This window comes from Streptomyces sp. NPDC001373, assembly GCF_042895815.1.
Taxonomy (GTDB): domain Bacteria; phylum Actinomycetota; class Actinomycetes; order Streptomycetales; family Streptomycetaceae; genus Streptomyces.
This window is the reverse complement of sequence record NZ_JBIAWQ010000001.1, coordinates 788,518-813,565: the sequence shown is the minus strand read 5'-3', so window position 1 is coordinate 813,565 and position 25,048 is coordinate 788,518. Positions and strand designations below refer to the sequence as shown.

Here is a 25,048-nt window from a genome sequence, read left to right as displayed (position 1 = left end):
GATCCGTAAGGGGTAACCGGCGGACCCGATCGTGACATTTCTGGCTAGTGACATGAAGGGATTCAGTCCGTAGGGTGCTGAATATGGATATGCACACTGTCGTGGTGGGGACCTCCGGGACCACCGCCGAGGACGTCATCGCCGTCGCCCGAGGCAACGCGCGGGTCGAGCTGTCCGGCGAGGCGCTCGAAGCCCTCGGCCGCGCCCGCGAGATCGTAGACGCGCTCGCCGCCAAGCCCGAGCCCGTCTACGGCGTCTCGACCGGCTTCGGCGCCCTCGCTTCCCGGCACATCAGCCCCGAGCTGCGCGCGCAGCTCCAGCGCAACATCGTCCGCTCGCACGCCGCCGGCATGGGCCCGCACGTCGAGCGCGAGGTCGTCCGCGCCCTGATGTTCCTGCGCCTGAAGACGGTGGCTTCCGGGCACACCGGCGTACGGCCCTCCGTCGCCCAGACCATGGCCGACCTGCTCAACGCCGGCATCACCCCCGTCGTCCACGAGTACGGCTCCCTCGGCTGCTCCGGCGACCTCGCGCCGCTCTCCCACTGTGCCCTCGCCCTCATGGGCGAAGGCGACGCCGAGGGCCCCGACGGCGTCGTCCGCCCGGCCGGCGAACTCCTCGCCGAGCACGGCATCGAGCCCGTCGAGCTCCGCGAGAAGGAGGGCCTCGCCCTCCTCAACGGCACCGACGGCATGCTCGGCATGCTCGTCATGGCCCTCGCCGACCTGCGCACCCTCTACACCTCCGCCGACATCACCGCCGCCCTCACCCTCGAGGCCCTGCTCGGCACCGAGAAGGTCCTCGCGCCCGAACTGCACGCCATCCGCCCCCACCCCGGCCAGGGCGCCGCCGCCGCCAACATGGCCGCCGTCCTCAAGGGCTCCGGGCTCACCGGCCACTTCCAGGAGGAGTCCGCGCCCCGCGTGCAGGACGCCTACTCCGTGCGCTGCGCCCCCCAGGTCGCCGGCGCCGGCCGCGACACCATGGCGCACGCCGCCCTGGTCGCCTCCCGCGAGCTGGCCTCCGCCGTCGACAACCCGGTCGTGCTGCCCGACGGCCGCGTGGAGTCCAACGGCAACTTCCACGGCGCGCCCGTCGCCTACGTCCTGGACTTCCTGGCCATCGCCGCCGCGGACCTGGGCTCCATCGCCGAACGGCGCACCGACCGGCTCCTCGACAAGAACCGCTCGCACGGCCTGCCGCCGTTCCTCGCGGACGACGCCGGCGTCGACTCCGGCCTGATGATCGCCCAGTACACGCAGGCCGCCCTGGTCAGCGAGATGAAGCGGCTCGCCGTCCCGGCCTCGGCCGACTCCATCCCGTCCTCCGCCATGCAGGAGGACCACGTCTCCATGGGCTGGTCGGCGGCGCGCAAGCTGCGCACCGCGGTCGACAACCTGACCCGCATCATCGCCATCGAGCTGTACGCGGCCACCCGTGCCCTGGAGCTGCGCCACGGCCTCACCCCGGCCCCGGCCAGCCAGGCCGCCCTCGCGGCGGTCCGCGCGGCGGGCGTCGAGGGCCCCGGCCCGGACCGCTTCCTGGCCCCGGACCTCGCGGCGGCCGACGCCTTCGTCCGCTCGGGCGGCCTGGTGGCGGCGGTGGAACCGGTGACGGGCCCGCTGGCGTAATCCCCCCCGACGACGGAGGCCGCACCCCCGGATGCCCGGGGGCGCGGCCTCCGGTGTTTTCGCGGGGTGCGGGGGCCTGGCGGTGAATCGGCCGGGCGGACGAGAGAAGCCGACCGGTTTGGGGGGCGAGACCTTCCCGGACCGCCGGGTGAGGCCCCGCTCTGCCGGGTCCCGGTCCGCTGTCCGGTTCTGCCAGGGGTGAGGACGTCCCCCCGCCCGCCCGGCTACGCCACCCGGGAGCGGCGGATCGAGAAGGTGACGAAGCCGGCTCCCAGGCCCAGGCAGAGGGTGCCGCCCATGACGTACGGGGTGGTGTCGACGCTGCCCGTGTCCGCCAGGGAGAGGACCGTGACCGTCGCTGGGCGTGTCTCCGGGGCGATGGTGCCGTCGCCCGTGCCCTCGCCCGTGACGGTGCCCGTGTTGGCGGCGGCGGGGGCTCCGGAGGAGGTCTCGGGTTCCGGAGCCGTGGCGTTCGCCGACGGGACGAACCAGAGGGCGGCGAGGAGGGTGGTCGCTCCGAGAGCGGTGAGCAGCGGTCGAGGTGCGGACACGGTGCGATCCCCCTTGCGGAAGCAGCGAATTGGCCGTGTGCGCAGATGCTAGTGAAAGGGGCGGGTCGCGGGAAAGTCGAGGCTGTCAGGGGCTTACTCTCCGTCGTATGAACCCTTCTGAGACATCACGATACGTACGGCTTCGGGTCGATTTGGTGCTGGAGGTGACGGATTCCGATGCCCTCATCGGTGCCGCCCTCGACCACATCAAGGCCGACGAGTTCATGCCGGACGAGGAACGCGGCCACGCCGAGTCCGCCGTGAGGGAAGACGAGTCGGAGGCCCTGGCCTACCTCGTCGACCCGACCGACCTGGTCGTCGAGCTCGCCGGTGTGGAGCTGGCCCAGGCCTCCTGGAGCAGCGAACCCGTCGCATACGACCCCGAGTCCCTGGAGTGGGACCTGGGCGAGGAAGATGGGGTCTTCGAAGAAGAGGCCGACAACGCCTGACCGTGGGGTTGCACACATTCGAACTGAGTGTGGAACCGAACCGCATCGTTAACGCGTTGTCAGGACGTGCAGGGGGTGATCCCCCCTGCCCGGCCCGATCCCGGGAATGCAGCCTCGGGGTTTCCGGCAACGATGGAGTGACGTGTGAGGACGTACAGCAAGCGGCGGCGAAGGTCCCTGGTGGCCGTGTCCGCCGTGCTCGGTGGCGTACTGATGCTTTCGGCCTGCAACGACGGGGGTTCCGACAAGTCTCAGGGCGGGGACGCGGCCAAGTCGCAGGCCGATGTCGACGCGGCGGCGGCGAAGGACGCCTCCAAGGCGAAGATAGTGATCACGCCCAAGGACGGCGCCACCAACATAGCCACGACCGACGGGGCGAGCGTCGCGGTCAGTGACGGAACGCTCACCAAGGTCGAGCTGAAGAGCTCGGACGGCGCGGCCGTCGCGGGCAAGATATCCGCCGACGGCAAGAGCTGGAAGCCGGACGCCGCGCTGAAGCGCTCCACGAAGTACGCCCTGGCGGCGACCGCGAAGGACGAGGCCGGGCGCGAGGCGCACGAGAACGCCTCCTTCACGACGCTCTCGCCCGAGAACAGCTTCATCGGCGACTACACGCCGGAAGAGGGTCAGACGGTCGGCGTGGGCATGCCGGTCTCGATCAACTTCAACAAGCCGATCAAGGACACGAAGGCCGTCCAGGCGGCCATCACGGTCACCTCCAGCAGCGGCCAGGAGGTCGTCGGCCACTGGTTCGGCAACCAGCGCCTGGACTTCCGTCCGGAGCAGTACTGGCAGGCGAACTCCACCGTCACCCTGAAGCTGGCGCTCCAGGGCGTGCAGGGCGGCCCCGGCATTCAGGGCGTGCAGAACAAGACCGTCACCTTCAAGATCGGCCGGAGCCAGGTCTCCACGGTCGACACGAAGACCAAGAAGATGACGGTCACCCGCGACGGCCAGGTCCTCAAGACCATCCCGATCTCGGCGGGCTCCCCGGAAAACCCGACCTACAACGGTCAGATGGTGATCTCCGAGAAGTTCAAGGAGACCCGGATGGACGGCTCCACTGTCGGCTTCAAGAACAGTGAGGGCAAGGGCGAGTACGACATCAAGGACGTCCCGCACGCGATGCGGCTGTCCACGTCGGGCACGTTCATCCACGGCAACTACTGGGGTGCCGACTCGATCTTCGGCAGCGTGAACACCAGCCACGGCTGTGTCGGCCTGAACGACGCCAAGGGCGCCAACGACCCGGACACCGCGGGCGCGTGGTTCTTCGAGAACTCGCTCATCGGCGACGTGGTCACCGTGGTGAACTCCCCGGACAAGACCATCAAGCCGGACAACGGCCTCAACGGCTGGAACATGAGCTGGGCGGAGTGGAAGGCCGGCCCGTCCGCGTGAGGTGACACCGGACCGCTGAACGGCGACGGCGGGGAGCCCTCTGGGGCTCCCCGCCGTTCCGCTTTTCCGCCGCCCCCGCCGCCCCCGCCGCCGCCCCTGCCGCAGACCCGTCCGCCGCCGGCCGGGGGCGGAGGCGGATCCTGTGCGGAAGCTGTGGGAGCTGTGTGCGAGCTGTGGATCCGCCCGCTGGGACGTCTTCTTATCCTTCTCTCACCCGAGGCTTATCCGTCCATCACGGGTCGTTCCTAGCTTCGCCCGCATGTTCTTCACCTACCTCCGGCGCGAGCTGCGCCGACGCCGGAAGGCCGCGCTCGTCGTCGCCTCGGGGCTCGCCCTCGGCATCGCCCTCGTCATCGTCGTCACCTCCGTTTCCGCCGGCATGAGCGCGGCGCAGGACAAGGTCCTCCAGTCGCTCTACGGCCTGGGCACGGACATGACCGTCACCAAGGCCCAGAAGCCGCCGGAAGAAGGCGCGAACGGCAACCGCCCGCGGTTCCGCTTCGACGCCAAGGGTGAGGGGGAAGGCGGTGACGGCGAGCAGAGCAGCGACATGGTGATCCCCCAGGGCTTCGAGACCCTCGACGCCGCCACCGTCGCCAAGGTCGAGGGCCAGGACGGGGTGGCCAAGGCCGTCGGCGGGCTCAGCCTCCAGGTCGTCAAGGTCAACGGCCAGTTCAAGCGCGGCGAACTGCGGCGCGCCGAAGGCGGCCAGGGCCAGGGCGGCCAGGGCAGCGGCCGCTCCGGCGGGGGCCGGAGCGACACCGTGCAGGGCGGCGGAGCCGACTTCGACGTCAACTCCTTCTCCGTGTACGGCACGGACGTCGCCCAGCCCGCCATGGGCCCGCTGACCACCTCGAAGATCACCTCGGGCCGCGGTTTCCAGACGGGCGAGGCCGACGCCGCCGTCGCCGTCCTCGACAGTGCCTACGCCCAGAAGAACAAGCTCGACGTGGGCGCCGAAGTCACCGTCAAGAACACCAAGTTCAAGGTCGTCGGCATCGCCACCGCCGACAGCGGCGACGCCGCCGCCAACCTCTACGTCCCCCTCAAGCAGGCCCAGGCCCTCGCCGCCACCCCCGACAAGATCACCACGGTCTACGTCCAGGCGAAGGACTCCCAGGCGATCGGCTCCGTCAAGCAGGCCATCCAGAAGAACGTCCCCGACACCACCGTCACCACCTCCGCCGACCTCGCCGACACCGTCTCCGGATCGCTGTCCACGGCCTCCTCCCTCGCCTCCACCGTCGGCACCTGGCTCTCCTACACCGTCCTCGCCGCCGCCTTCCTCGTCGCGGGCCTCCTCACCTCCTCCGCAGTCTCCCGCCGCGTCCGCGAGTTCGGCACCCTCAAGGCCCTCGGCTGGAAGAGCAGCCGCGTGACCCGCCAGGTCGCCGGAGAAGCCCTGGTCAACGGCCTGATCGGCGGCGCCCTCGGGATCGGGCTCGGACTCGCCGCCGCATACGCCATCACCGCCGCCAGCCCCAGCCTCACCGCGCACCTCGGCGGCGGCGGGGGCGGGGGCCGGGGTGCGGGCGGCGGCGGGGGCCGCATGTTCGGGCAGGGAGCCCGCCACGCGGCCGCCAAGGCCGTGGACGTGGCCCTCACCGCGCCCGTCTCCCTCTCCACCATCGGCCTCGCCGTGGCCCTGGCCGTCGCGGGCGGCCTCGTCGCGGGCGGCTTCGGCGGCTGGCGCGCCTCCCGGCTGCGGCCGGCGGACGCCCTGCGCCGTGTCGAGTAGCCCGCGCACGTCCGCCCGTACGCACACACCACCACCCGAGGGAAGAAGATGTACCAGCTCACCGGAGTCACCAAGCGCTACCAGCGCGGCAAGCAGACCGTCGACGCGCTCGCCGGCGTCGACCTGACCATCGAGGACGGCGGCCGGCTCGTCATCCAGGGCCCCACCGGCGGAGGCAAGTCCACCCTGCTCCAGATGCTGGGCGGACTCGACCGGCCGACCGCGGGCCAGGTCGTCCTCGACGGGGTCGACCTGGCCACGATCTCCGAGGCCCGGCTCACCAAGGTCCGCGCCGAGAGCATCGGCTTCGTCTTCCAGTCCTTCAACCTGATCCCGACGCTCACCGCCCAGGAGAACGTCGAGACGGCCCTCGTCCCCCTCGGCCTCAAGGCGGCCGAGCGGCGCACCCGGGCCGCCGAGGCACTGGAGTCGGTCGGACTCGGCGAGCGCATGGGCCACCTGCCCGCCGAGATGTCCGGCGGCCAGCAGCAGCGCGTCGCGATCGCCCGCGCCCTGGTGAAGAAGCCGAAGGTGCTCCTCGCCGACGAACCGACCGGCAACCTCGACGAGTCCACTCGCGACGAGGTCATGGACCTGCTCGAAGGCCTCTGGAAGGACCACGGGCTGACCTTCGTGATGGTCACCCACGACAGCGCCCTCGCCAAGCGGGCCCCGCGGCTCGCGACGATCGAGCGCGGGCGGGTGAAGGTCACCGAGAACCCCTGAGCCGCGCGCGCCGCCGCGCCGGAAACCCCAGGCCCGGCGGCGACGCGCGTGCCCGGGCCTACGGGGCGGCGGCCGGCCCCGGGGCGGAGGCGGAGGAGGGGGCTGCCGACGGGGCCGTGGGCGCGGTCCACGACGACAGCAGCCGCAGGGCGTCCGCCGACGGCGAGCCCGGCTCGGCGTGGAAGGTGACCAGGAACTGCGCCGGGTCGTCCGGCAGGGTCAGCGTCTCGAAGGCCAGGACCAGCTCGCCCACCAGCGGGTGCCGCAGCCGCTTCACCCCGTGCGTCTTGTCGGCCACCGTGTGCGCCGCCCACAGCCGGCGGAACTCCTCGTTCTTCACCGACAGCTCCCCGACCAGTGCCGTCAGCTGCTCGTCGTCCGGATGCTGGCCGGCGTACAGCCGCAGGTTGCTGACCACCTCGCAGGCCCGGCACTCCCAGTCCGCGTACAGCTCCGCCGTCGCCGGGTCCAGGAACACCAGCCGCACCAGGTTCCGCTCCGCCGCCGGATGCGCCCCGAAGTCCCCGAACACGGCCGCCGCCAGCCGGTTCCAGCCGATCACGTCCTGGCGCCGTCCCACCAGGTACGCCGGTACGCCCTCCATCGCGTCCAGCAGCGTGCGCAGCTCCGGGCGGACCTGCTGCGGGCGCCGGGTGCGGCCGCGCCTGCGGGTGCGCGGGCTCGCCAGGTGGTTCAGGTGCGCCGTCTCCGTGCCGCTCAGGCGCAGCGCCCGCGCGACGGCGTCCAGGACCTCCGCCGACACGTTGTGCCCGTGGCCCTGTTCGAGGCGCGTGTAGTACGCCACCGACACCCCGGCCAGCTGCGCCAGCTCCTCCCGGCGCAGCCCAGGCACCCGGCGGCGCCGCCCGTGGTCGGGCAGGCCCACGTCCTCGGGGCGCAGCCGGGCGCGGCAGGTGCGGAGGAAGTCCCCCAGTTCGGCTCGTTGGTCCAGGTGGTGGTCCATGGCGCAAGTATCCGTGGCGACGCGGCCCGGCGCGGCGCTCAGCCTGACCCCGCCAGGGGTAGGTCCGGCAGTCCTAGGCTCCGCAGGGGGCTGGGTGGGCGGGCCGCGCCGGGGCAAGGTGGGGTCATCGCAGCACGGACGCCCCGGCCGGCCGAAGACCGGCGGGCCCGGCGTCCTCGTCCGAGGAGAACACCCCCATGCCCGTCACCCAGGTAGCCGCCTACGCCGCCCCCGCCCCCAAGGCCCCGCTGGAGCGCACCACCGTTCCGCGCCGCCCGGTCGGCGAGCACGACGTCCTCATAGAGATCAAGTACGCCGGCATCTGCCACTCCGACATCCACCAGGCCCGCGACGGCTGGGGCGAGGGCATCTTCCCCATGGTCCCGGGCCACGAGATCGCCGGTGTCGTCACCGAAGCCGGCGCGGGCGTCACGAAGTTCGCGGTCGGCGACCAGGTGGGCGTCGGCTGCATGGTCGACTCCTGCCGGGAGTGCGAGTACTGCCTCGCCGGGCAGGAGCAGCACTGCGTCAAGGGCATGACCGGCACGTACAACGCCCTCGACAGGAACGGCGAGCCCACGTACGGCGGCTACTCCACGCACCTGGTCGTCGATGAGAACTACGCCGTCCGCATCCCCGACGGCCTCGCCCTCGACGTCGCCGCGCCGCTGCTGTGCGCCGGCATCACCCTGTACTCCCCGCTGAAGCGCTGGGGGGCGGGCCCGGGCAAGAAGGTCGCGGTCATCGGCCTGGGCGGCCTCGGCCACATGGGCGTGAAGATCGCGCATGCGCTGGGCGCGGAGGTGACCGTCCTGTCGCAGACCCTGCGCAAGCGGGAGGACGGCCTGCGGCTGGGCGCCGACCACTACTACGCGACCGGCGACGAGGCCACGTTCACGGAGCTGCGGGGCCGTTTCGACCTGATCCTGTCCACCGTCTCGGCCCCGCTCGGCCTCGACCGCTACCTGGCCCTGCTGCGGGTCGGCGGCGCGCTGGTGAACGTCGGCGCCCCGGAGGAACCGGTGGAGCTGAACCTGTTCTCGGTGATCGGCGGCAACAGGACCCTGGCCGGCTCCATGATCGGCAGCATCGCCGAGACCCAGGAGATGCTCGACTTCTGCGCGGAGCACGGGCTGGGCTCGGAGGTCGAGGTGATCAGCGGCGACCGCATCAACGAGGCGTACGAGCGCGTCCTGGCGAGCGATGTCCGCTACCGCTTCGTGATCGACGCCTCCACCATCTGACCCGCCCGGCCCGGCCGGGCTACGGCCCGGCCCCGTCGAGCGCCTCCCGCAGTCGGTCGCGCGCGGCCGCCTGCACGGCGATCCGGGCCTCCAGGACGGCCAGCCGCCGCCGGGCCACCGCCAGCCCCTCCGGGGAGGGCGGCCCGGCGGCGACGTCCCCGTCCAGGCAGGGCAGGAACACCCGTACGTCGTCCAGGGTGAGCCCCGCGTCGAGCAGGGCCCGGACGTCCAGCCGCCCGTACGCCCCGAGCACCTCGGCGACGATCCGCTCCGGCTCACCGGCCCCGCCGACGTCCCCGGCCAGCACCTGTATCCCGGGGTGCCAGCCGGCCGTCTCCTCCAGCGGCCCCGTCCGCCGCCCGCCGCCCACCACCAGGTCCCCGCCGGCGGCGAAGGCCCGCGCGACGGCCCGCCCGATCCCGGTCCCGGCCCCCGTGACGAGGACGACGCGACGACCGCTGCTCTGCTTGTCGATGCCCATGCCCCGAGGGAACAACCCTGCCACCAACGACAAGGTCAACCCCGGCCCGCGGCGACGGAGGTCCCAGGGTGCGGGGGGCCGTCCCGTCCGAAAGGACGCCCCCCGCACCCGACCGGCGTCGGGGGCGCAGGTTCCCCTATGCCTCGGGGGCCGGGGCCGGGGCCACGCCGATCGGGCAGCTCACGCCCGTGCCGCCGATGCCGCAGTAGCCGTCAATGTTGCGGTCGAGGTACTGCTGGTGGTACGGCTCCGCCGGCCAGAAGGGGCGGGTGTCCGCCGGGAGGACGGCCGTGGTGATCGTGCCGTAGCCCGAGGAGGTCAGGACCCGCTGGTAGGCGTCGCGGGAGGCCTCGGCGGTCTTCTGGTGGGCGGCGGAGTGGGTGTAGACCGCCGAGCGGTACTGGGTGCCGACGTCGTTGCCCTGGCGGAAGCCCTGGGTGGGGTCGTGGGACTCCCAGAAGAGCTTCAGGAGGGTCTCGTAGGAGACCAGGGCGGGGTCGAAGACCACGCGGACGACCTCCGTGTGGCCCGTGAGGCCCGAGCAGACCTCCTCGTAAGACGGGTTCTCCGTGTAGCCGCCCTGGTAGCCGGCCAGGGTGGTCCAGACGCCGGGGGTCTGCCAGAACTTGCGCTCCGCGCCCCAGAAACAGCCCAGGCCGAAGTCGGCGACCTCCAGGTGGGCGGGGTAGGGCCCGGCCAGGGGGTTGCCGAGGACGGTGTGGTGCGCGGGCAGGGAGAACTGCGCCTCGGCGCGGCCCTTGAGGGCCTCCTCGCGGGTGGGCAGTTCGGGCGTGCGGCGGTACGAGAACATGGGTCTCCTCCTTGTGGGAGGGGTAACGGGCGGGAACCCCATTCGATTCCCGCCCCGCGGATCAGTGCGGCAGCGTCGCCGGGGAGCCGCCGTTCGCCTCGTACCCCGCCACCGCCAGGGCCCGGACCACCGCGTACGCGTGCGCCGGGTCCTCGCAGGCCGACCATGGCAGCGCGCCCACGTAGCCGTCCACGTGCCGCACCTGCTCCATCGCCTCCGCCCAGCGCTCCATCCGCACCAGGAACCACAGCAGCAGGTGCCGTACGTGCGCCAGCATCGGGTCGTCCGCCCGCGCCTGGTGCACCGCGTACAGGGCGCCCTCCACCGCCCGCGAGACGACCGCGGTCCGCCCGAAGTCGCTCACCAGGACCTGGTCGGGCAGGTTCTCGTACACCGAGAACAGCGGCAGCGCCGCCAGCAGCGAGCCCCGTGGGGCGCGGGCCGCGGCCGCCTCCGCGAAGGCGGCGGCCTTCTCCCGCGAGCCGTGCCACTTCTCGCACCAGTAGTGCAGGGCCGCCAGGTGCGCCCCCATGTGCGCGGGCGCCACGTCGATCACCTTCGCCCACAGCGCGTCGAACTCCGCCTCCGTGTAGCCGAGCCCCCGCGCGACGGCCAGTTCCGTGATGAACGGCACCGGGTCGCCCGGAGCCAGCAGCGCCGCCTTGCGGCAGGCCTCCCGGGCCTCCTCCAGCATGATCCGGTGGTCCTGCGAGCCGACGCCGCCCGAGGACCGCCACGCCTGCTGCACCAGCAGCTCCGCGTGCACCTGGGCGCCGCCCGCGTCCTTCTCGGCCTCCAGCCGCCACGCCTTCAGCCACGGCGCACCGGCCCCGGGCCGCTCGACGAGCTCCAGCGCCGCCGCCCCGCCGAAGGCCTGCACCCGCTGCCAGCGCTGCTCCCCGTCCTTCGGGGTCCCGGCGAGGAGGGCGGAGGCCGCCTGCCACCCGCCGCCGCGCTGGACGTTCCCCAGAGCGTCCATCAGGTCCTGGTCGGGCCCGGGCACCCGGACGTCCAGCTCCTCCTGACGGGCGAACCCGTAGTCCGCGGGGTCGGCGGCGTCGGGGCTGCCCGGCGCGACCAGGCGGAGGCCGCCCCCGCGCCTGGCCCGGACGAACGAGAAGACCATGACGCCGGCCAGGGCCAGCCCCATCAGGACCCAGATAATCTGCATGCCGCCAAGCGAACCAGACTCGGCCGGGCAAACGCGAATGCCCCCCGGCCCTCCGCCGCCTCCCCGGCCAGGTCAGCGGCGTGTCACAGCGGAGTCAGGCCAGGAGAGGACCGATGCGCGCGCGGGGCATAGCATCTGCCCCATGAGCGACGACAGCCACGAGCACCAGAGCTTCGAGACCCGCGCGATCCACGCGGGCAACACTGCGGACCCGCAGACCGGCGCGGTCGTACCCCCGATCTACCAGGTGTCCACCTACAAGCAGGACGGCGTGGGCGGTCTGCGCGGCGGCTACGAGTACAGCCGCAGCGGCAACCCCACCCGCACCGCGCTGGAGGAGAACCTCGCCGCGCTCGAGGGCGGCCGGCGCGGCCTCGCCTTCGCGTCCGGGCTCGCCGCCGAGGACTGCCTGCTGCGCACGCTGCTCTCCCCCGGCGACCACGTGGTCATCCCCAACGACGCCTACGGCGGCACCTTCCGCCTCTTCGCCAAGGTCGTCTCCCGCTGGGGCGTGGAGTGGTCGGTCGCCGACACCTCCGACGCCGAGTCCGTGCGCGCGGCCATCACCCCGAAGACGAAGGTCATCTGGGTCGAGACCCCGTCGAACCCGCTGCTGGGCATCACCGACATCGCCGTGGTCGCGGACATCGCCCGGACGGCCGGCGCCCGGCTCGTGGTCGACAACACCTTCGCCTCCCCCTACCTCCAGCAGCCCCTCGCGCTCGGCGCCGACGTCGTCGTGCACTCGCTGACCAAGTACATGGGCGGCCACTCCGACGTCGTCGGCGGCGCCCTGGTCACCGCGGACGAGGCGCTCGGCGAGGAGCTCGCCTACCACCAGAACGCCATGGGCGCGGTCGCCGGGCCGTTCGACTCCTGGGTGGTGCTGCGCGGCATCAAGACCCTGGCCGTGCGCATGGACCGGCACGCCGAGAACGCCGCGAAGATCGTGGAGGTGCTCCAGCGCCACCCGAAGGTCACCAAGGTCCTCTACCCGGGCCTGCCCGAGCACCCGGGCCACGAGGTCGCCGCCAAGCAGATGCGCAACTTCGGCGGCATGGTCTCCTTCCAGGTCGCCGGCGGCGAGGAGGAGGCCGTCGCGATCTGCGGCCGCACCCGGATCTTCACCCTGGCCGAGTCCCTCGGCGGCGTCGAGTCCCTCATCGAGCACCCGGGCCGCATGACCCACGCCTCGGTGGCCGGCTCGGCCCTGGAGGTCCCGGCGGACCTGATCCGCCTGTCCGTCGGCATCGAGAACGCCGACGACCTCATCGCGGACCTCACCCAGGCCCTGGGCTAGTCACAATGCCGCGTAGTTATTGGGGCTAGTCCGTCCCCCCGCCGCCCCCGGAAGGGCTACCAGCCCTCCAGGGGCGGCGAGACGTGGCTGGGCGGTGTCACCCACGGGTGCGTCAGTGCCGCCCACACCGCGAAGGCGACCGCCGCCGCCCACAGGAACGCCCAGCCGAACCGGCGCAGGGCGCGGCGCCGCCGCAGCAGCCGCCTGCCCCGTGTGGCGGCGGCCGCAGCCAGACCGGCCGGCACCACCGGGTGCGGCCCTTCCAGCAGCTGCCTGACCTGTGCTTCCTTACGGTCGAAGGTGCTCATGCCACCCCCGGCTCCGCCGCGGGCCGCGCCGTCTCGCGCAGGACCGCCACCGCCCGGTTGCGCAGGGCCTCGACCCGCTCCGGCGCCAGCCCCAGCTGCGCGGCGGTGACCTCCTCGGCGACGCCCTCGTACACCCGCATCACCACCACCAGCCGCTGCGGCGGGCTCAGCGGCGCGAGGACCCCGCTCCCGGCCGGCAGCCGCCGCGCGGTGCGCGCGTACGCCGCGCAGACCTCCTGGCGGGTGTGGTCGTACGGGTCGTCGCCGCGCAGCCGCTCCCAGTGCGCGTACGTACGGGCCAGCGCGCCGGCGAGGATGCGGTGCGCGGCGAACGCCCGGGCCGGGGGCTCGGCCGTCAGCAGCACCGCCACGTGCAGCAACCGCCCCGCCGCGCCCGCGACGAAGGCCTCGAATTCCGGGTCGCGCCCCGAACGCCGGTCCACAGCACACATGGTGGGGCCTGCGGCACCACCCGGGTCAAGGGGTGGGACGCGGCCGGATCCCGGCGTCCGGTGCGCGCCGCGTCAGGAGGCGGGGCCGCCCTCGGAGGCGGCGGCCATCAGCTCCGACAGCGAGCCGTTGAAGCGGGTCAGCAGCGTCGTGAACACCTCGCGCTCCTCCTCCGCCCAGCCCTCGGTCACCCGGGCCATCAGCTCGCGCCGCGAGGAGCGGACCTCCTCCAGCCGAGCCAGCCCGCGCGGGGACAGCGCGAGGACCACCGCCCGGCCGTCCTCGGGGTGTGAGGTGCGCTTGACCAGCCCGCCGTCGACCAGGGGGGCCACCTGCCGGGTGACGGTCGAGGAGTCGATCCCCATGCCGGCCGCGAGGGCCTTGACGCCCATCGGCCCTTCGAGGTCGAGCCTGTTCAGCAGCAGGTACGCGGCGCGGTCCATGGAATTGCGGGCCTGGCCGACCCCGCCGAGGCGGGTCTGCTCGGCCCGGCGCGCGAAGACGGCCACCTGGTGCTGGAGCGCGTCCAGGAGTCCGGATCCGGCGGGCGCTTCGGCCGCCGTGGGCAGGTCGGAACTGGCCGGGATGGAGGGCATGGCCGTGGCTCTCTTCGCATGGGGCCGACAAGGATGGGGGACAGAGTACGCGGCCCTGCGGCGGCTCGTACGCCGCGTTTGACAACTGATACGCCCCGTGGGCGCGCCCCCCTCCCGCCCCTTCCGCATGGCGGGATTTCGCCCCCCGCCCCGGGCCCGCCCGGCGGCCCCCTCAAGACGCCCCGGACGCCCCGTCCAACCCTGAGCCGGGGCCCCCGCGGGCTGCGAGACTGGCCGCATGAACTACCGCGTGCAGCCCCTCCCCCAGGTCATCCTCGACGACGTCCGGGGAGCGCAGAAGATGCTGTCCGGGGTGTCCCGGGTGACCCCGATGGAGGGCAGCCGGCACCTCTCGGCGCTCGTGGGCGCCCCCGTCCACCTCAAGTGCGAGAACCTTCAGCGCACCGGCTCCTTCAAGCTGCGCGGCGCGTACGTGCGCATCGCGGGCCTGCGCCCCGAACAGCGCGCCGCCGGGGTCGTCGCCGCCAGTGCGGGCAACCACGCCCAGGGCGTGGCCCTGGCCTCCTCCCTGCTCGGCGTCCGCTCCACCGTGTTCATGCCGGTCGGCGCCCCGCTGCCCAAGGTGGCCGCCACCCGGGAGTACGGGGCCGAGGTCCGCCTGGAGGGGCAGGTCGTCGACGAGACCCTGGCCGCCGCCCAGGAGTACGCGGACCGCACCGGAGCGGTGTTCATCCACCCCTTCGACCACCGCGACATCATCGCCGGCCAGGGCACCGTCGGCCTGGAGATCCTGGAACAGTGCCCCGAGGTGCACACGATCCTCGTCGGGGTCGGCGGCGGCGGCCTCGCCGCGGGCATCGCGGTGGCGATCAAGGCGCTGCGCCCGGACGTGCGGGTCATCGGCGTGCAGGCGGCGGGCGCGGCGGCCTACCCGCCCTCCCTGAAGGCCGGCCACCCGGTGTCCGTCGACCATCCGGCCACCATGGCCGACGGCATCAAGGTCGGCCGTCCCGGCGACATTCCCTTCGCGATCATCGGGGAACTGCTGGACGACGTGCGGACCGTGTCGGAGGACGCCCTGTCCAGCGCCCTGCTGCTGTGCCTGGAGCGCGCCAAGCTGGTCGTCGAGCCGGCCGGCTGTGCCCCGGTGGCCGCGCTGCTGAGCGAGCCCGGGCTGTACGGGGCCGGGCCGGTGGTGGCCGTGCTGTCCGGCGGCAACGTCGACCCGCTGCTGCTCCAGCGGATCCTGCGGCACGGCATGGCGGCGGCGGGCCGCTACCTGTCGCTGCGGCTGCGGGTGGCGGACGCCCCGGGGGCCCTGGCGGGGCTGCTCGGGGTGCTGTCGACGGTGGACGCCAACGTGCTGGACGTCAGCCACGTACGAACCGACCCGCGCCTCGGACTCACCGAGGTGGAGGTGGAGCTGCACCTGGAGACGAAGGGGCCCGAGCACTGCAAGGAGGTCGCCCGTACCCTGCACGCCGCGGGCTACCCGGTGATGGGCTGAACGCGCGGGACCCCGCCGGATCCGGTCCGGCGGGGTCCCGCGGTGCGTCCTGGCGAAGGGGCCGGTCAGCCGTTGAAGGGCTTGACCGCCATGATCTTGACCGTGGCCTTCTTGCCGTTCGGCAGCTCGTACTGGGCGTCCTCGCCGACCTGCTTGCCCAGCACGCCCGCGCCCAGCGGGGACTGGGGGGAGTAGGTCTCGAAGTCGTCGGAGGCGTACTCGCGGGAGGCCAGCAGGAACTCCAGCGTGTCGTCCTCGTCGCCGTCGAACGCGATGGTCACGAGCATGCCCGGGGCCACCTCGCCTTCGGCGCTGGTGGGGGCGGTGCCGACCTTCGCGTTCTCCAGGAGCTGGGTGAGCTGGCGGACGCGGAGCTCCTGCTTGCCCTGCTCCTCCTTGGCCGCGTGGTAGCCGCCGTTCTCACGCAGGTCGCCCTCCTCGCGGGCAGCCGCGATCTTCATGGCGATCTCCGTGCGTGCGGGACCAGAGAGGTAGTCCAGCTCGGCCTTCAGCTGGTCGTACGCCGCCTGGGTCAGCCAGGTGACGCTCTCGCTCGTCTGGGTCACGGGTGCTCCTCGTCGGTACAGGGGACTACAAAGCCGCCAGCGGCGGGCGAAACCACGAGCCTAACAATTCGGGAAGAAAAGGGGGAGGACACGATGTGTATGAAGTGTGTCATCGCGCCCCCGGACCGTCGCGCCGCGTGTCCGGACCGTCGCGCGATGTCGGAACCGGCGGCGGCGTGTCGGCGCGTCGGGCGGCGGACCGGACACGGCGGGCGGCGCGCCGGGCCCGGCGCGCCTCAGCAGGCGGTGCCCGCGGCCCGCCTCAGCGGGCGGTGCCCGCGGCCCGCCTCAGCGGGCGGTGCCCGCGGCCTGGCAGCCGACCAGCTCCACCATGGTGGCGCGGGCCGTGGTCTTCAGGGTGACCACCTCGTCGATGCGCTTGTCCTTCTGCGGGAAGGTGAAGTCCGCGCGGCCGACCTCGCTGTGGTCCGCGTCCTGGGAGTCGAGGGTGCAGACGCCGGTGACGGAGGCGTCCTTGCGGACCTCCAGGTGCACCTTCACCTCGGTGTCGGAGACGATCTGGAACTTGATGACCTCGGCGCTGACGCTCTGCCCGCCGACGTAGTCCCAGCCGATCCACCCGACGAGGGCCAGCAGGCCGACCCCGAGCACCGACCCGACGATCTTGAGCTTCCGGTCCGCACGCTCGTCCGCAGACCGGCCGTAGCGGCCTTCCGGGAGCCCTTCGCGCACCGCGCTCATGATCGATTCCTCTCGCTGGGGAGGGTGAGGCACCCAGGAATTTTCCATCCCCCGATTCGGTCAATATAGAGGTTGACCGTCGCGCCGAATCGCAGAGGATCCTGTCTTGACCGAGCAGCTTCGACTGATGGCCGTGCATGCCCACCCCGACGACGAGTCGAGCAAGGGCGCGGCCACGATGGCCAAGTACGTTTCCGAGGGCGTGCCCGTACTGGTGGTGACCTGCACCGGCGGTGAGCGCGGCTCCGTACTGAACCCCAAGCTCCAGGGGGACAAGTACATCGAGGAGAACATCCACGAGGTCCGCGCCAAGGAGATGGACGAGGCGCGCGAGATCCTCGGCGTCGAGCAGGAATGGCTCGGCTACGTCGACTCCGGCCTGCCCGAGGGCGACCCGCTGCCGCCGCTGCCCGAGGGCTGCTTCGCCCTCGCGGACGTGGAGGAGGCCGCCGGCGAGCTGGTGAAGAAGATCCGCGCCTTCAAGCCGCAGGTCATCACCACGTACGACGAGAACGGCGGCTACCCGCACCCCGACCACATCATGACCCACAAGATCACGATGGTGGCCTTCGACGGCGCGGCCGACACCGACAAGTTCCCCGAGGCCGAGTACGGCGCCGCCTACCAGCCGCAGAAGCTCTACTTCAACCAGGGCTTCAACAAGCCGCGCACCGTCGCCCTGCACGAGGCGCTCCTCGCGCGCGGCCTGGAGTCCCCGTACGGCGAGTGGCTGGAGCGGTGGAAGGAGTTCGAGCGCAAGGAGCGGACCCTGACCACGTACGTCCCCTGCTCGGACTTCTTCGAGATCCGCGACAAGGCGCTCATCGCGCACGCCACGCAGATCGACCCGGACGGCGGCTGGTTCCGCGTCCCGATGGAGATCCAGAAGGAGGTCTGGCCCACGGAGGAGTACGAGCTGGCGAAGTCGCTCGTCGACACTTCCCTCCCCGAGTCCGACCTCTTCGCGGGCATCCGGGAGAATGCCTAGCCATGAGCGCTATGCAGGCAGCAGTCACCCAGCTCGTTCCGCTGGCCGCCGACACCTTCGACAAGAACAAGGTGACCCCGGGCCTCCTCGGGTTCATCGTGTTCGCCGCCCTCGCACTCGGTGTGTGGGGCCTGATGAAGTCGATGAGCAAGCACATGAAGCGGGTGGACTTCGAGGAGGCCCCGGAGCCCGCCGCCGCGACCCCGGCCGCGGCCGCCGAGGGCTCCAAGGCCTGACCCCGCACGACGGGCGGGCACCCCGCCCCGCCGGAACACCGGCGGGGCGGGGCGCTCCTGCGCGGGGCGCAGGCGCGGCGAGAGAGCGGTGCTCACACCGGTGAGCGGCGCCCTGAACACGGTGCGGCGCCCGCCGACGCGAGCACCGCACCTGTTGGCGACGGGCGCCCACGCGCGTGAGCGGTGCTCACATCGGTGAGCGGCGTCCCCTCGGTGTGCGGTGCTCACGCCGGTGTGCGGCGTCCACCCTGGTGTGCGGTGCTCACGCCGGTGTGCGGCGTCCACCCTGGTGTGCGGTGCTCGCGTCGGTGTGAGCGTCCACCCCCGGTGAGCGGTGCTCACGCCGGTGGGCGGCGCCCGCCCCCGTGAGCAGTGACCGCCGCCGGGTGCCCCGCAGGCGGCCCGCCCGCGGGGCCGGGGCTCATGCCGACGGCGCCGGCAGCGCCACCCCCATGACCTCCCGCGTGCGCAGGTCCGGGACCAGGCCCAGACGCCACGCCTGCCAGCCCTCCGCCGGATCCACGCCCCGCGCCAGGACCGCCCCGTACGCCTCCACGCACTCCTCCAGCCGCTCCCCCCGCGGCCCCTGCCCACCCTGGGCCAGCCGGGCCAGCTCCGCCCGGGCCCCCTCCGCACCCGCACCCGCACCCGCACCCGCGTACGGCAGCAGCGTGCAGCGCAGGAAGCGTGCCCAGTCCTCCCCGCGCCGGTCCCCGTACGAGCCGAACAGCCCCGCCGCCTCCTCGCACAGCGCCAGCGCCTGCGGCACCCGCCCGTTCCCCGCGTCCACCACCGCCAGCTCCAGGCATGTCCAGCCCTCCCCGTGGGCCAGCCCGATCCGCCGGAAATCGGCCCGCGCGTCCACCAGCAGCTGCCGCGCGAACCCGGAGTTGCGCAGGTTGCCCGTCTGCGCCGCCCGAAGGTCCCGCGTCACCCGCCCCGAGTGGTAGCGGGCGTGCGCCAGCCCGTACACGTCCCGCATCCGCGAGAACATCGTCCGGGCCCGCTCCAGCTCCCGCACCGCCCGGTCCAGCCCGCCGTCCTCCTCCAGCGCCTGCCCCAGGTAGTACAGCGTCCACGCCTCGCCCCGCGCGTCCTCCGCCAGCCGGTGCCGGGCCAGCGCGTCCCGCAGCCGCTCCAGCGCCGTCCCCGGATCCCCGGCGATCACCCGGGCCCGGCCCAGCTGGGTCAGCGCCCACGCCTCACCCCGGTCGTCGCGCGTGCGCCCGTACAGGCCGAGCGCCAGCAGCAGCTCCTCCTCCGCCCGCCCCACGTCGCCCACCCGCAGGTGCACCTGCCCCAGCTGGAAGTGCGCCCAGGCCTCCCCGTGCACGCTCTCGCTCTCCCGGTGCAGCGCCAGCGACCGCTCCAGCAGCGCCACCGCCTCCGCCAGGTGCCCCCGGTCGCGCTCGACCGCCCCCAGCGCGTGCAGCGACCATGCCCGGTCGCCCGCCAGCTCCTCCGACTCCTGGAGCACCAACGCCTCCCGGATCCGCGCCGCCGCCTCCGGCAGATTGCCCTGGTGGTGCAGGGTGATGCCCAGCGACAGCAGCGCCATCGCCGCACCCGCCTCCTGCCGGGCCTCCTTGTACTGGTCCACCAGCGAGGTCAGCGTCGTCCGCGACTTGTCCAGCTCGCCCAGCTGCCGCGCCGCGATACCCGTACGCCACTGCACCGAACGGTTCAGCCGCCCCTGGTCCACCGCCCGCGCCAGCTCGTTGATCTCACCCAGCCGGTACAGGTCCCCGCGCAGCAGGCAGAAGTCGCACAGCGCCCCCAGCAGGTCCAGCACCGCCTGCTGGTCCACCCCCTCCGACTGCCGCAGCGCCGCCGTGATGAAACTCGACTCCTCGTCCAGCCAGCGCAGCGCCGCGTCCAGCGACGCGAACCCGTGCCCCCCGAACCGGCCCGCCCGGGTCGACATCTTCCCGTCGACCATCCGGATCACCGAGTCCGCCAGCCGCGCGTAGTCCCGGATCAGCCGCTCGTGCGCGGCCGCCGCCTCCACCCGGTCCTCGTCCGCCGCCAGCCGAGCCGCCGCGTACGCGCGCACCGCGTCGTGCATCCGGTACCGCTCCCCGCGGACGAGGTCCAGCAGACCCGCCCGTGCCAGCTCGCCCAGGAGCCGCCCGGCCTCCACCCGCTCCGTGTCCGCCAGCGCCGCCGCCGCGGACGCGCCCAGCGAGGCCCGCCCGGCCAGCGTCAGCCGGCGCAGCAGCCGCCGCCGCTCCTCGGGCAGACGTACGTAGGCCAGCTCCAGCGCCTGCTCCAGCGCACCGCCCCCGCCCCCGTCCGAGGCCCGCGCCGACCCCAGCGGGGCCAGCACCCGCAGCGCCAGCGGCAGCCCCGCCGCCAGCTCCAGCAACCCCGCCTCCGCCGCCGGCCCCGGCACCGCCTCGCCCGCCGCCCGCGCCCCGGCCCGCAGCACCTCGGCCGCCTCCGGCTCCGCCAGCCGCACCACCGGCAGCTGGTGCACCCACGCCCCCAGGTCCGCGGGCAGCTCCAGCGGCTCCCGCGCCGTGACCAGCACCAGGCTCTCCGAGCGCTCCGGCACCAGCGCCCGCACCTGCTCCGGATCCACCGCGTCGTCCAGCACCACCGTCACCGGCAGCCCCTGGAGGTGCTGGTGGTACAGCTCCCCGAGCCGGCGCACCTGCTGCTCGGCCGAAGCCCCCTCCCGGAACAGCAGCTGCTCGCGCGGGGCCCCGAGCCGGTTCAGCAGGTGCAGCAGCGCCTCCCGCGTCGACAGCGGCGCCTCGCCCGCCGCCGGGGCCCCGCCCCGCAGGTCCACCACGCACGCCCCCCGGAACTGGTCCCGCAGACCGTGCGCCGCCCGCAGCGCCAGCGCCGTTCGCCCCACCCCCGGCTCGCCGTGCAGCACGACCACCACCGGCCGGGTCTCGGTACTGGCCCGTGCCGTCCGCACCCACTGCCCGATCCGCTCCAGCTCCGCCCGCCGCCCGGTGAACAGGGCGTCGGCGTCCGGCAGCTGCCCGAACGACTGCTCCAGCACGCGGCGTCGCCGCGCCTCCGTACTCCGGTCCGCCCCGCGAAGCTGGGGCGGCACGGCCGGCTGGCCATCGCCGCGCACGGGACCCCGTACCACGGTGGCCGTGGCCGCGGCGGTCGCCGCCGCCACGGCCCGCTCCTGCTCCAGGAAGGGCCGGATCCCGCGCACCTCCAGCGCCGTCAGCCACTTCAGCCTCAACTGCTCCGGCCCGCCCGGACGCCCCGCGGCCCCGGCCCGCCGGTTCGCGGCCGGCACGTGCACCGCCGCCGCCCGGGCCACCGCCGTCGCGGCCCCCGCCGCGCCCACGACGATGCCCGCGCTGAGCGCCGTACCGGCGTCCACCCCGAAGGCCATGTCCGCTCCGGCGGCGGCCGCCGCGGCGACGGCCGTCACCAGCAGGGCGGTCCCGCTGCCGGTCCGCCGGAAGGCCTCCCCGAGCGACTGCTCCCCGGTGGCGGCCTCGTCCAGCGCGGCCACGTACGCGGCGTACTCCTCCTGCGCCACCCCGGCCAGCCCGTCGAGCGCCTCCCGCCCCCGCGCGAGCAACACCTCCGCATCCACCCCGCCCCCCGCCCGCCGGACCTCCTCCCCGACGGCCCGGTCCAGCACGCGCTCGGCCTCGACACGATGGCTGTCCCGCATCGGCATCCTCCTCGCAGAGCTCCGCAAACGTGCGCCAAGTGTCCTGCGGGACGCCCCGCAGCGCGAGGCAATCTGAGCTAGATCAGAGCGAGTTGAGCCCAGAACGGCCAACACCACGCATATATGCACGCCGGGCCCGGGTGCGGGGGCCCGGCGCCGCCCCGCAGGCCGCCGCCCGCGGTCCGCGCGCCGCATTTCAAGAAAGTAGCAGTGCAAGGTCCATTGTTTCCCGAGCATTTCCCCTGAGAACAGAGGGTGTTGTCATGCGTGATGATCACGCCACGCTCGTCGGGTTGGGGCTCAGTCCCGAGGAACTGGAAAGCCTGGGACTGGACAAGCCCGCGACTGCGGACCCGTCCGGTCTCATGGATGCCTACCTGCGGCGCAGCAACAAGAAGGAAGACCTGGCCACGCTGCGGGGCCATCTACGAGACGTGGTGCGCTGGGGCGCAGGCGAATGGGCTTCAGATCCGGAATGTCTGGTTTGGGCAGCTTTCGGCTTCCAAGGCCTACGTGCGGCGGCGGGAGTTCGAGAAGGTCACCCAGGCGATCACGGACGGCAAGTCCAAGACGCTCGGTGTGTGGAAGACGGACCGCTGGGCACCGCCTGGCCTCAGCCGCCGTGCTCGCGCAGAAGTCCGGGGCCCGCGGCGGCGTCCAGGGCGTTCGCGAGGAGTCGGGCCAGCCGGTTGTGCCGCTTGGAGGCGCTCGGGCTCACGACGACCATCCCGTCCACGATCTCGATGCCGGCGCACTGCTCCTCGGACCAGGAGTCGTACTGTTCCGCGCTGATCTGCGCATGCATCCACGCGGGCGCCACCATCTCGGCGGTCATCGGGTGCCTCCTTCGAGGAGCCTCGGCAGGTCCAGCGCCGCTGCCCCAGCCTACTGTTCCGAGACGCCGGGCCGCCTGGCTCGAAGGGGAGGGAGTCGGCGTCGGCTCATGACGGCTCGCAAGCGTCGTTCGGCCGGGTGAGAGGGTCCCGCGAGGGTTTCGCCGGTCGCGCCGGGCGCTGTGAGGGGCTGAGTCGTATGAATCGGTTGGCTGGTACGACCTCGCCATGTCTGCTTCAGCACGCTGACAACCCCGTCGACTGGTGGCCGTGGGGACCCGAGGCGTTCGAGGAAGCGAAGCGGCGCGATGTGCCGTTCTGCTGTCGGTCGGATACTCCGCGTGCCACTGGTGCCAGTGACTTAACGCAACCAGGTAGTCCTGACCGGGGATGTTCCCGGAGAGCATTGCTGGGGGTGCGTATTGTGCGCGACGGAGTGAGAACATGGGCACACCTTGTCGCTCTTGCTGGGCCGGAAACCTCGTCGTGAACCCCGCACGAGGCCCGGGCCTCATATCCTGAGAGACGACAGGAAGGAGCCGTTATGAGCGTCGATGCGGTCATGCACACGGAGTTTCCTGCTGGGTACGTGGTCCTCTTCGGTGTCGACGGGAAGGTGATCATGACCCCGCAGAGCTTCGAGCACTCCAGCACGATCAAGTCGATGCAGATCGACTCGCTCTCACTCGGCCGGCACGCGAAGACCGCCTCCGACGTGTACATCGACTTCCCCGCCGACGAGAACTCGGCTCCGGACTTCGCGATCCTGCGGGAGGACGCGAAGCGGCAGGGCAAGCGCTACGGCTTCGAGGACGTGCTGCTGATCGCGGAGGTGGTGTCGGTCTCCTCCGCTCGCAAGGACTACGACGACTGCACCGCGAAGTACGGCCGCTACGGCATCCCGGTCTACGTGGTGGTGGACCCGTACGCCGCTGAGGTCGTTGTCCACACCCAGCCCGCCGGCTCCGGCTACATCGCGGCCCACACCCACAAGTACGGCTCCGGCAAACTGCCCATCGAGCTGGCCGACGGGCGGACGTACACCCTCGACCTGGACGAGCTGCCCCGACCCGAGGCTGACGCCCACTGACGGTCGGTACCGGCTCGTACACCGTCCGAAACGCTGGGGCCGGCGGCGGCAACGTGGTGCGGCCTCGCCGCGCGGAGAAAGCGCGACCGTATAGCCGGAGGGCCGCGCTGAAGTGCTGTGCCCGCGCGCTGGGTGGATCGTCCGCTGGTGCCAGTGAACTCCCAAACCCCGTAGTCGGCGGTGCTTACACCTCTCTGATGATCACGCGCTTCCCGCAGAGCTTCGACCAGTCGTCCCGGTCGGAGGTCAGAACGATCACGGGGGCCGGGACGCGGAGCGCGAGCGCGGCAACGAGGGCGTCGATCGCGTGCTTGTGGCCGTGCAGCCCACCTGCGTCCTGAAGCAACGCCACCGCGGTCAGGGAGTCCTCCTGGCTGACCGGTTCCACCCGCAGCCGGGAGAGCACCCACTTCAAGCGTGCAAGATCGGTCTTCCCTTGTACGGCTTCAACGATGGTCAGTGCAGACACGAGGACGGGAACCCCGACCTGCCGGGATGCCTCGATGCGAGCCGCCATACCGCGGTCGTTGCGTAGCAGCAGCGACAGCGCCTCGGAGTCGAGCACAAGTGAGCGGGCTGGCTGCTCCTTCACGCAGCGCCCCGCTCGACATCCTCGTTCTCGTCTCCGAACAGCTCGCGACGGGCGGCTTCGATCTCCTGCTCCGTGAGCGCGCCGTGCTCCTCCTCGTGGGACGCCACAATCTCGGCAAGTCCGTCCATGGCGAGCTGGTGCCTGACGGCTTCGGTGATGTAGCTGGACAGCCCGCGGCGGCCGGTTCGGGAGCGGAGCTCGCTGACCAGCTCGGCGGGCATGGACACGGAGATGTTCTCAGTGGTCCCGGCTCGAGTCTGCTTCACACCCGGAGTGTAAGACGACATCTATTACAACGAGAAGCCTTGAGGTGTCGGCACTGACGAGGGGTGAGGGCTCTTACATGACCCCGAGATCGACCGTGATGGAGAAGGGCACGGTGGCCTTCAGCGTGCCGGTGAACATCTCGCCGTCCCTGTAGGCCTTGGTGGCGGGGTCGAGGACGTGCGTGTAGACGATCGGGACACCGGTGGCGGCCTGCTCGACCCGCCAGTAGAAGGGGATGCCGGCCTTGGCGTACTGGTCCACCTTTACGATCCGGTCCGTGGTCTCCGAACCGGGCGACACGACCTCGACGACCAGAAGGACGTGCTCGGGGCGGGTGGGCGTGAGGTCGATCGTCTCCGCCCGGTAGACGATGACGTCCGGACGGCGGTTGGTGAGTGGAACGTCCTGCAGGCGGACGTCGAAGTCCGCGTCCGCGTTCCAGTCCGGGCCCGCGGCGGCGTCCAAGGCGTTGGCCAGGAGTCGGGCCAGCCGGTTGTGCCGCTTGGAGGCGCTCGGGCTCACGACGACCATCCCGTCCACGATCTCGATGCCGGCGCACTGCTCCTCGGACCAGGAGTCGTACTGTTCCGCGCTGATCTGCGAATGCATCCACGCGGGCGCCACCATCTCGGCGGTCATGGTGTACCTCCTTCGAGGAGCCTCGGCAGGTCCAGCGCCGCTGCGCCCAGCCTACTGTTCCGAGGTGCCGGGCCGCCCGACCCGGAGGGGGAGGGAGTCGCCACCACGTGATGGCGCACAAGTGCATCTCGGCCAAGTAGAGGTGGGCTCGTCAGCGATTCACCGGTCGCGGCAGGCGCTGTGAGAGGCTGGGT

At 72.5% G+C, this 25,048-nt stretch carries 25 protein-coding genes and 2 pseudogenes; 12 read left to right on the top strand and 15 right to left on the bottom strand.

Annotated features, from left to right (window positions below; translation table 11 throughout):
• Positions 1-89: 89 nt before the first annotated feature.
• Positions 90-1,631: a histidine ammonia-lyase gene (gene hutH, locus ACFY15_RS03985; protein WP_390687779.1), complete on the top strand. Its 1,542-nt coding sequence runs from the start codon at positions 90-92 to the stop codon at positions 1,629-1,631.
• 224 nt (positions 1,632-1,855) lie between these two features.
• Here the strand turns inward: hutH and ACFY15_RS03980 are convergent, their stop codons facing one another.
• Positions 1,856-2,182, bottom strand: coding sequence for a hypothetical protein (locus tag ACFY15_RS03980; RefSeq protein ID WP_390687750.1), 327 nt, complete (start codon positions 2,180-2,182; stop codon positions 1,856-1,858).
• 164 nt (positions 2,183-2,346) lie between these two features.
• Between ACFY15_RS03980 and ACFY15_RS03975 the strand changes: the two genes are divergently transcribed.
• The 4 genes from ACFY15_RS03975 to ACFY15_RS03960 all read left to right on the top strand — a co-directional run bounded on the left by ACFY15_RS03975 (position 2,347) and on the right by ACFY15_RS03960 (position 6,496).
• Positions 2,347-2,631, top strand: coding sequence for a hypothetical protein (locus ACFY15_RS03975; RefSeq protein WP_390687752.1), 285 nt, complete (start codon positions 2,347-2,349; stop codon positions 2,629-2,631).
• A gap of 144 nt (positions 2,632-2,775) precedes the next feature.
• Entirely contained in the window at positions 2,776-4,032 is a 1,257-nt protein-coding gene (locus tag ACFY15_RS03970; RefSeq protein WP_390687753.1) for an Ig-like domain-containing protein, read from the top strand.
• A gap of 259 nt (positions 4,033-4,291) precedes the next feature.
• Positions 4,292-5,770 (top strand): ABC transporter permease, encoded by a 1,479-nt coding sequence (locus ACFY15_RS03965; RefSeq protein WP_390824955.1) that lies wholly within the window; start codon positions 4,292-4,294, stop codon positions 5,768-5,770.
• 48 nt (positions 5,771-5,818) lie between these two features.
• A complete protein-coding gene (locus ACFY15_RS03960; RefSeq protein WP_390687756.1) occupies positions 5,819-6,496 on the top strand; it encodes an ABC transporter ATP-binding protein in 678 nt (225 codons plus the stop codon).
• Positions 6,497-6,554: 58 nt separating this feature from the next.
• On the opposite strand, the gene ACFY15_RS03955 is transcribed toward ACFY15_RS03960, so the two are convergent.
• The gene (locus ACFY15_RS03955) at positions 6,555-7,460 is read right to left on the bottom strand and encodes a helix-turn-helix domain-containing protein (RefSeq protein ID WP_390687757.1); all 906 of its coding nucleotides are present in this window, start codon (positions 7,458-7,460) and stop codon (positions 6,555-6,557) included.
• A 197-nt stretch (positions 7,461-7,657) separates the two neighbouring features.
• Between ACFY15_RS03955 and ACFY15_RS03950 the strand changes: the two genes are divergently transcribed.
• The gene (locus ACFY15_RS03950; protein ID WP_390687759.1) at positions 7,658-8,704 is read left to right on the top strand and encodes an NAD(P)-dependent alcohol dehydrogenase; all 1,047 of its coding nucleotides are present in this window, start codon (positions 7,658-7,660) and stop codon (positions 8,702-8,704) included.
• Between the two features lie 19 nt (positions 8,705-8,723).
• Here ACFY15_RS03950 and ACFY15_RS03945 read toward each other — a convergent pair whose 3' ends face one another.
• The 3 genes from ACFY15_RS03945 to ACFY15_RS03935 form a co-directional block, all read right to left on the bottom strand.
• Positions 8,724-9,185, bottom strand: coding sequence for an SDR family NAD(P)-dependent oxidoreductase (locus ACFY15_RS03945; protein WP_390687761.1), 462 nt, complete (start codon positions 9,183-9,185; stop codon positions 8,724-8,726).
• 136 nt (positions 9,186-9,321) lie between these two features.
• Positions 9,322-9,996 carry a peptide-methionine (S)-S-oxide reductase MsrA gene (gene msrA / locus ACFY15_RS03940; protein ID WP_390687762.1) on the bottom strand — a complete coding sequence of 225 codons (675 nt, stop codon included), beginning with the start codon at positions 9,994-9,996 and terminating at the stop codon, positions 9,322-9,324.
• 61 nt (positions 9,997-10,057) lie between these two features.
• Positions 10,058-11,167 (bottom strand): hypothetical protein, encoded by a 1,110-nt coding sequence (locus tag ACFY15_RS03935; RefSeq protein ID WP_390687764.1) that lies wholly within the window; start codon positions 11,165-11,167, stop codon positions 10,058-10,060.
• Between the two features lie 142 nt (positions 11,168-11,309).
• On the opposite strand from ACFY15_RS03935, the gene ACFY15_RS03930 reads away from it, so the two are divergent.
• The gene (locus ACFY15_RS03930; RefSeq protein ID WP_366450280.1) at positions 11,310-12,467 is read left to right on the top strand and encodes a cystathionine gamma-synthase; all 1,158 of its coding nucleotides are present in this window, start codon (positions 11,310-11,312) and stop codon (positions 12,465-12,467) included.
• A 56-nt stretch (positions 12,468-12,523) separates the two neighbouring features.
• On the opposite strand, the gene ACFY15_RS03925 is transcribed toward ACFY15_RS03930, so the two are convergent.
• The 3 genes from ACFY15_RS03925 to ACFY15_RS03915 all read right to left on the bottom strand — a co-directional run bounded on the left by ACFY15_RS03925 (position 12,524) and on the right by ACFY15_RS03915 (position 13,821).
• Complete coding sequence (locus tag ACFY15_RS03925) at positions 12,524-12,775, bottom strand: hypothetical protein (protein ID WP_390685056.1); 252 nt, start codon at positions 12,773-12,775, stop codon at positions 12,524-12,526.
• Complete coding sequence (locus ACFY15_RS03920) at positions 12,772-13,227, bottom strand: RNA polymerase (protein WP_390685057.1); 456 nt, start codon at positions 13,225-13,227, stop codon at positions 12,772-12,774. The genes ACFY15_RS03925 and ACFY15_RS03920 overlap by 4 nt, the downstream gene beginning before the upstream one ends.
• Positions 13,228-13,299: 72 nt before the next feature.
• A complete protein-coding gene (locus tag ACFY15_RS03915) occupies positions 13,300-13,821 on the bottom strand; it encodes a MarR family winged helix-turn-helix transcriptional regulator (protein ID WP_390685058.1) in 522 nt (173 codons plus the stop codon).
• Between the two features lie 238 nt (positions 13,822-14,059).
• Between ACFY15_RS03915 and ilvA the strand changes: the two genes are divergently transcribed.
• On the top strand, positions 14,060-15,289 hold the full coding sequence (gene ilvA, locus ACFY15_RS03910; protein WP_390685059.1) for a threonine ammonia-lyase: 1,230 nt from the start codon (positions 14,060-14,062) through the stop codon (positions 15,287-15,289).
• A 65-nt stretch (positions 15,290-15,354) separates the two neighbouring features.
• On the opposite strand, the gene greA is transcribed toward ilvA, so the two are convergent.
• Together greA and ACFY15_RS03900 are read right to left on the bottom strand one after the other, a co-directional pair.
• Complete coding sequence (gene greA, locus ACFY15_RS03905) at positions 15,355-15,855, bottom strand: transcription elongation factor GreA (protein ID WP_390685060.1); 501 nt, start codon at positions 15,853-15,855, stop codon at positions 15,355-15,357.
• Positions 15,856-16,143: 288 nt separating this feature from the next.
• Positions 16,144-16,557, bottom strand: a complete 414-nt coding sequence (locus tag ACFY15_RS03900) for a DUF4307 domain-containing protein (protein WP_390685061.1) — start codon at positions 16,555-16,557, stop codon at positions 16,144-16,146.
• A 106-nt stretch (positions 16,558-16,663) separates the two neighbouring features.
• Between ACFY15_RS03900 and mca the strand changes: the two genes are divergently transcribed.
• Together mca and ACFY15_RS03890 are read left to right on the top strand one after the other, a co-directional pair.
• Complete coding sequence (gene mca, locus ACFY15_RS03895) at positions 16,664-17,545, top strand: mycothiol conjugate amidase Mca (RefSeq protein WP_390685062.1); 882 nt, start codon at positions 16,664-16,666, stop codon at positions 17,543-17,545.
• Positions 17,546-17,547: 2 nt separating this feature from the next.
• Positions 17,548-17,781 (top strand): hypothetical protein, encoded by a 234-nt coding sequence (locus ACFY15_RS03890; protein WP_390824954.1) that lies wholly within the window; start codon positions 17,548-17,550, stop codon positions 17,779-17,781.
• Between the two features lie 421 nt (positions 17,782-18,202).
• On the opposite strand, the gene ACFY15_RS03885 is transcribed toward ACFY15_RS03890, so the two are convergent.
• Positions 18,203-21,433, bottom strand: coding sequence for a tetratricopeptide repeat protein (locus ACFY15_RS03885; RefSeq protein WP_390824953.1), 3,231 nt, complete (start codon positions 21,431-21,433; stop codon positions 18,203-18,205).
• Between the two features lie 640 nt (positions 21,434-22,073).
• A pseudogene (locus tag ACFY15_RS03880) lies at positions 22,074-22,268 on the bottom strand (Uma2 family endonuclease); the annotation flags it as partial.
• Between the two features lie 197 nt (positions 22,269-22,465).
• On the opposite strand from ACFY15_RS03880, the pseudogene ACFY15_RS03875 reads away from it, so the two are divergent.
• Together ACFY15_RS03875 and ACFY15_RS03870 are read left to right on the top strand one after the other, a co-directional pair.
• A pseudogene (locus ACFY15_RS03875) lies at positions 22,466-22,620 on the top strand (DUF255 domain-containing protein); the annotation flags it as partial.
• 190 nt (positions 22,621-22,810) lie between these two features.
• Positions 22,811-23,356: a Uma2 family endonuclease gene (locus ACFY15_RS03870; RefSeq protein ID WP_390824952.1), complete on the top strand. Its 546-nt coding sequence runs from the start codon at positions 22,811-22,813 to the stop codon at positions 23,354-23,356.
• 184 nt (positions 23,357-23,540) lie between these two features.
• On the opposite strand, the gene ACFY15_RS03865 is transcribed toward ACFY15_RS03870, so the two are convergent.
• The 3 genes from ACFY15_RS03865 to ACFY15_RS03855 form a co-directional block, all read right to left on the bottom strand.
• Positions 23,541-23,948 carry a type II toxin-antitoxin system VapC family toxin gene (locus tag ACFY15_RS03865; protein ID WP_390824951.1) on the bottom strand — a complete coding sequence of 136 codons (408 nt, stop codon included), beginning with the start codon at positions 23,946-23,948 and terminating at the stop codon, positions 23,541-23,543.
• The gene (locus ACFY15_RS03860; protein ID WP_390685067.1) at positions 23,945-24,214 is read right to left on the bottom strand and encodes a hypothetical protein; all 270 of its coding nucleotides are present in this window, start codon (positions 24,212-24,214) and stop codon (positions 23,945-23,947) included. The genes ACFY15_RS03865 and ACFY15_RS03860 overlap by 4 nt, the downstream gene beginning before the upstream one ends.
• 73 nt (positions 24,215-24,287) lie before the next feature.
• Positions 24,288-24,854, bottom strand: coding sequence for a Uma2 family endonuclease (locus tag ACFY15_RS03855; RefSeq protein WP_390824950.1), 567 nt, complete (start codon positions 24,852-24,854; stop codon positions 24,288-24,290).
• Between the last annotated feature and the right edge of the window lie 194 nt (positions 24,855-25,048).

What these genes read in the sequence shown, in the direction of transcription:
- ACFY15_RS03925 (WP_390685056.1), bottom strand. Translation starts at nt 12,775, where the DNA reads ATGAGCACCTTCGACCGTAAGGAAGCACAGGTCAGGCAGCTGCTGGAA.
- ACFY15_RS03935 (WP_390687764.1), bottom strand. Translation starts at nt 11,167, where the DNA reads ATGCAGATTATCTGGGTCCTGATGGGGCTGGCCCTGGCCGGCGTCATG.
- ACFY15_RS03870 (WP_390824952.1), top strand. Translation starts at nt 22,811, where the DNA reads ATGAGCGTCGATGCGGTCATGCACACGGAGTTTCCTGCTGGGTACGTG.
- ACFY15_RS03950 (WP_390687759.1), top strand. Translation starts at nt 7,658, where the DNA reads ATGCCCGTCACCCAGGTAGCCGCCTACGCCGCCCCCGCCCCCAAGGCC.
- ACFY15_RS03855 (WP_390824950.1), bottom strand. Translation starts at nt 24,854, where the DNA reads ATGACCGCCGAGATGGTGGCGCCCGCGTGGATGCATTCGCAGATCAGC.
- ACFY15_RS03965 (WP_390824955.1), top strand. Translation starts at nt 4,292, where the DNA reads ATGTTCTTCACCTACCTCCGGCGCGAGCTGCGCCGACGCCGGAAGGCC.
- ACFY15_RS03945 (WP_390687761.1), bottom strand. Translation starts at nt 9,185, where the DNA reads ATGGGCATCGACAAGCAGAGCAGCGGTCGTCGCGTCGTCCTCGTCACG.
- ACFY15_RS03890 (WP_390824954.1), top strand. Translation starts at nt 17,548, where the DNA reads ATGAGCGCTATGCAGGCAGCAGTCACCCAGCTCGTTCCGCTGGCCGCC.
- ACFY15_RS03915 (WP_390685058.1), bottom strand. Translation starts at nt 13,821, where the DNA reads ATGCCCTCCATCCCGGCCAGTTCCGACCTGCCCACGGCGGCCGAAGCG.
- msrA (WP_390687762.1), bottom strand. Translation starts at nt 9,996, where the DNA reads ATGTTCTCGTACCGCCGCACGCCCGAACTGCCCACCCGCGAGGAGGCC.
- ACFY15_RS03900 (WP_390685061.1), bottom strand. Translation starts at nt 16,557, where the DNA reads ATGAGCGCGGTGCGCGAAGGGCTCCCGGAAGGCCGCTACGGCCGGTCT.
- ilvA (WP_390685059.1), top strand. Translation starts at nt 14,060, where the DNA reads ATGAACTACCGCGTGCAGCCCCTCCCCCAGGTCATCCTCGACGACGTC.
- hutH (WP_390687779.1), top strand. Translation starts at nt 90, where the DNA reads ATGCACACTGTCGTGGTGGGGACCTCCGGGACCACCGCCGAGGACGTC.
- ACFY15_RS03920 (WP_390685057.1), bottom strand. Translation starts at nt 13,227, where the DNA reads ATGTGTGCTGTGGACCGGCGTTCGGGGCGCGACCCGGAATTCGAGGCC.
- ACFY15_RS03885 (WP_390824953.1), bottom strand. Translation starts at nt 21,433, where the DNA reads ATGCGGGACAGCCATCGTGTCGAGGCCGAGCGCGTGCTGGACCGGGCC.
- ACFY15_RS03960 (WP_390687756.1), top strand. Translation starts at nt 5,819, where the DNA reads ATGTACCAGCTCACCGGAGTCACCAAGCGCTACCAGCGCGGCAAGCAG.
- ACFY15_RS03930 (WP_366450280.1), top strand. Translation starts at nt 11,310, where the DNA reads ATGAGCGACGACAGCCACGAGCACCAGAGCTTCGAGACCCGCGCGATC.
- ACFY15_RS03955 (WP_390687757.1), bottom strand. Translation starts at nt 7,460, where the DNA reads ATGGACCACCACCTGGACCAACGAGCCGAACTGGGGGACTTCCTCCGC.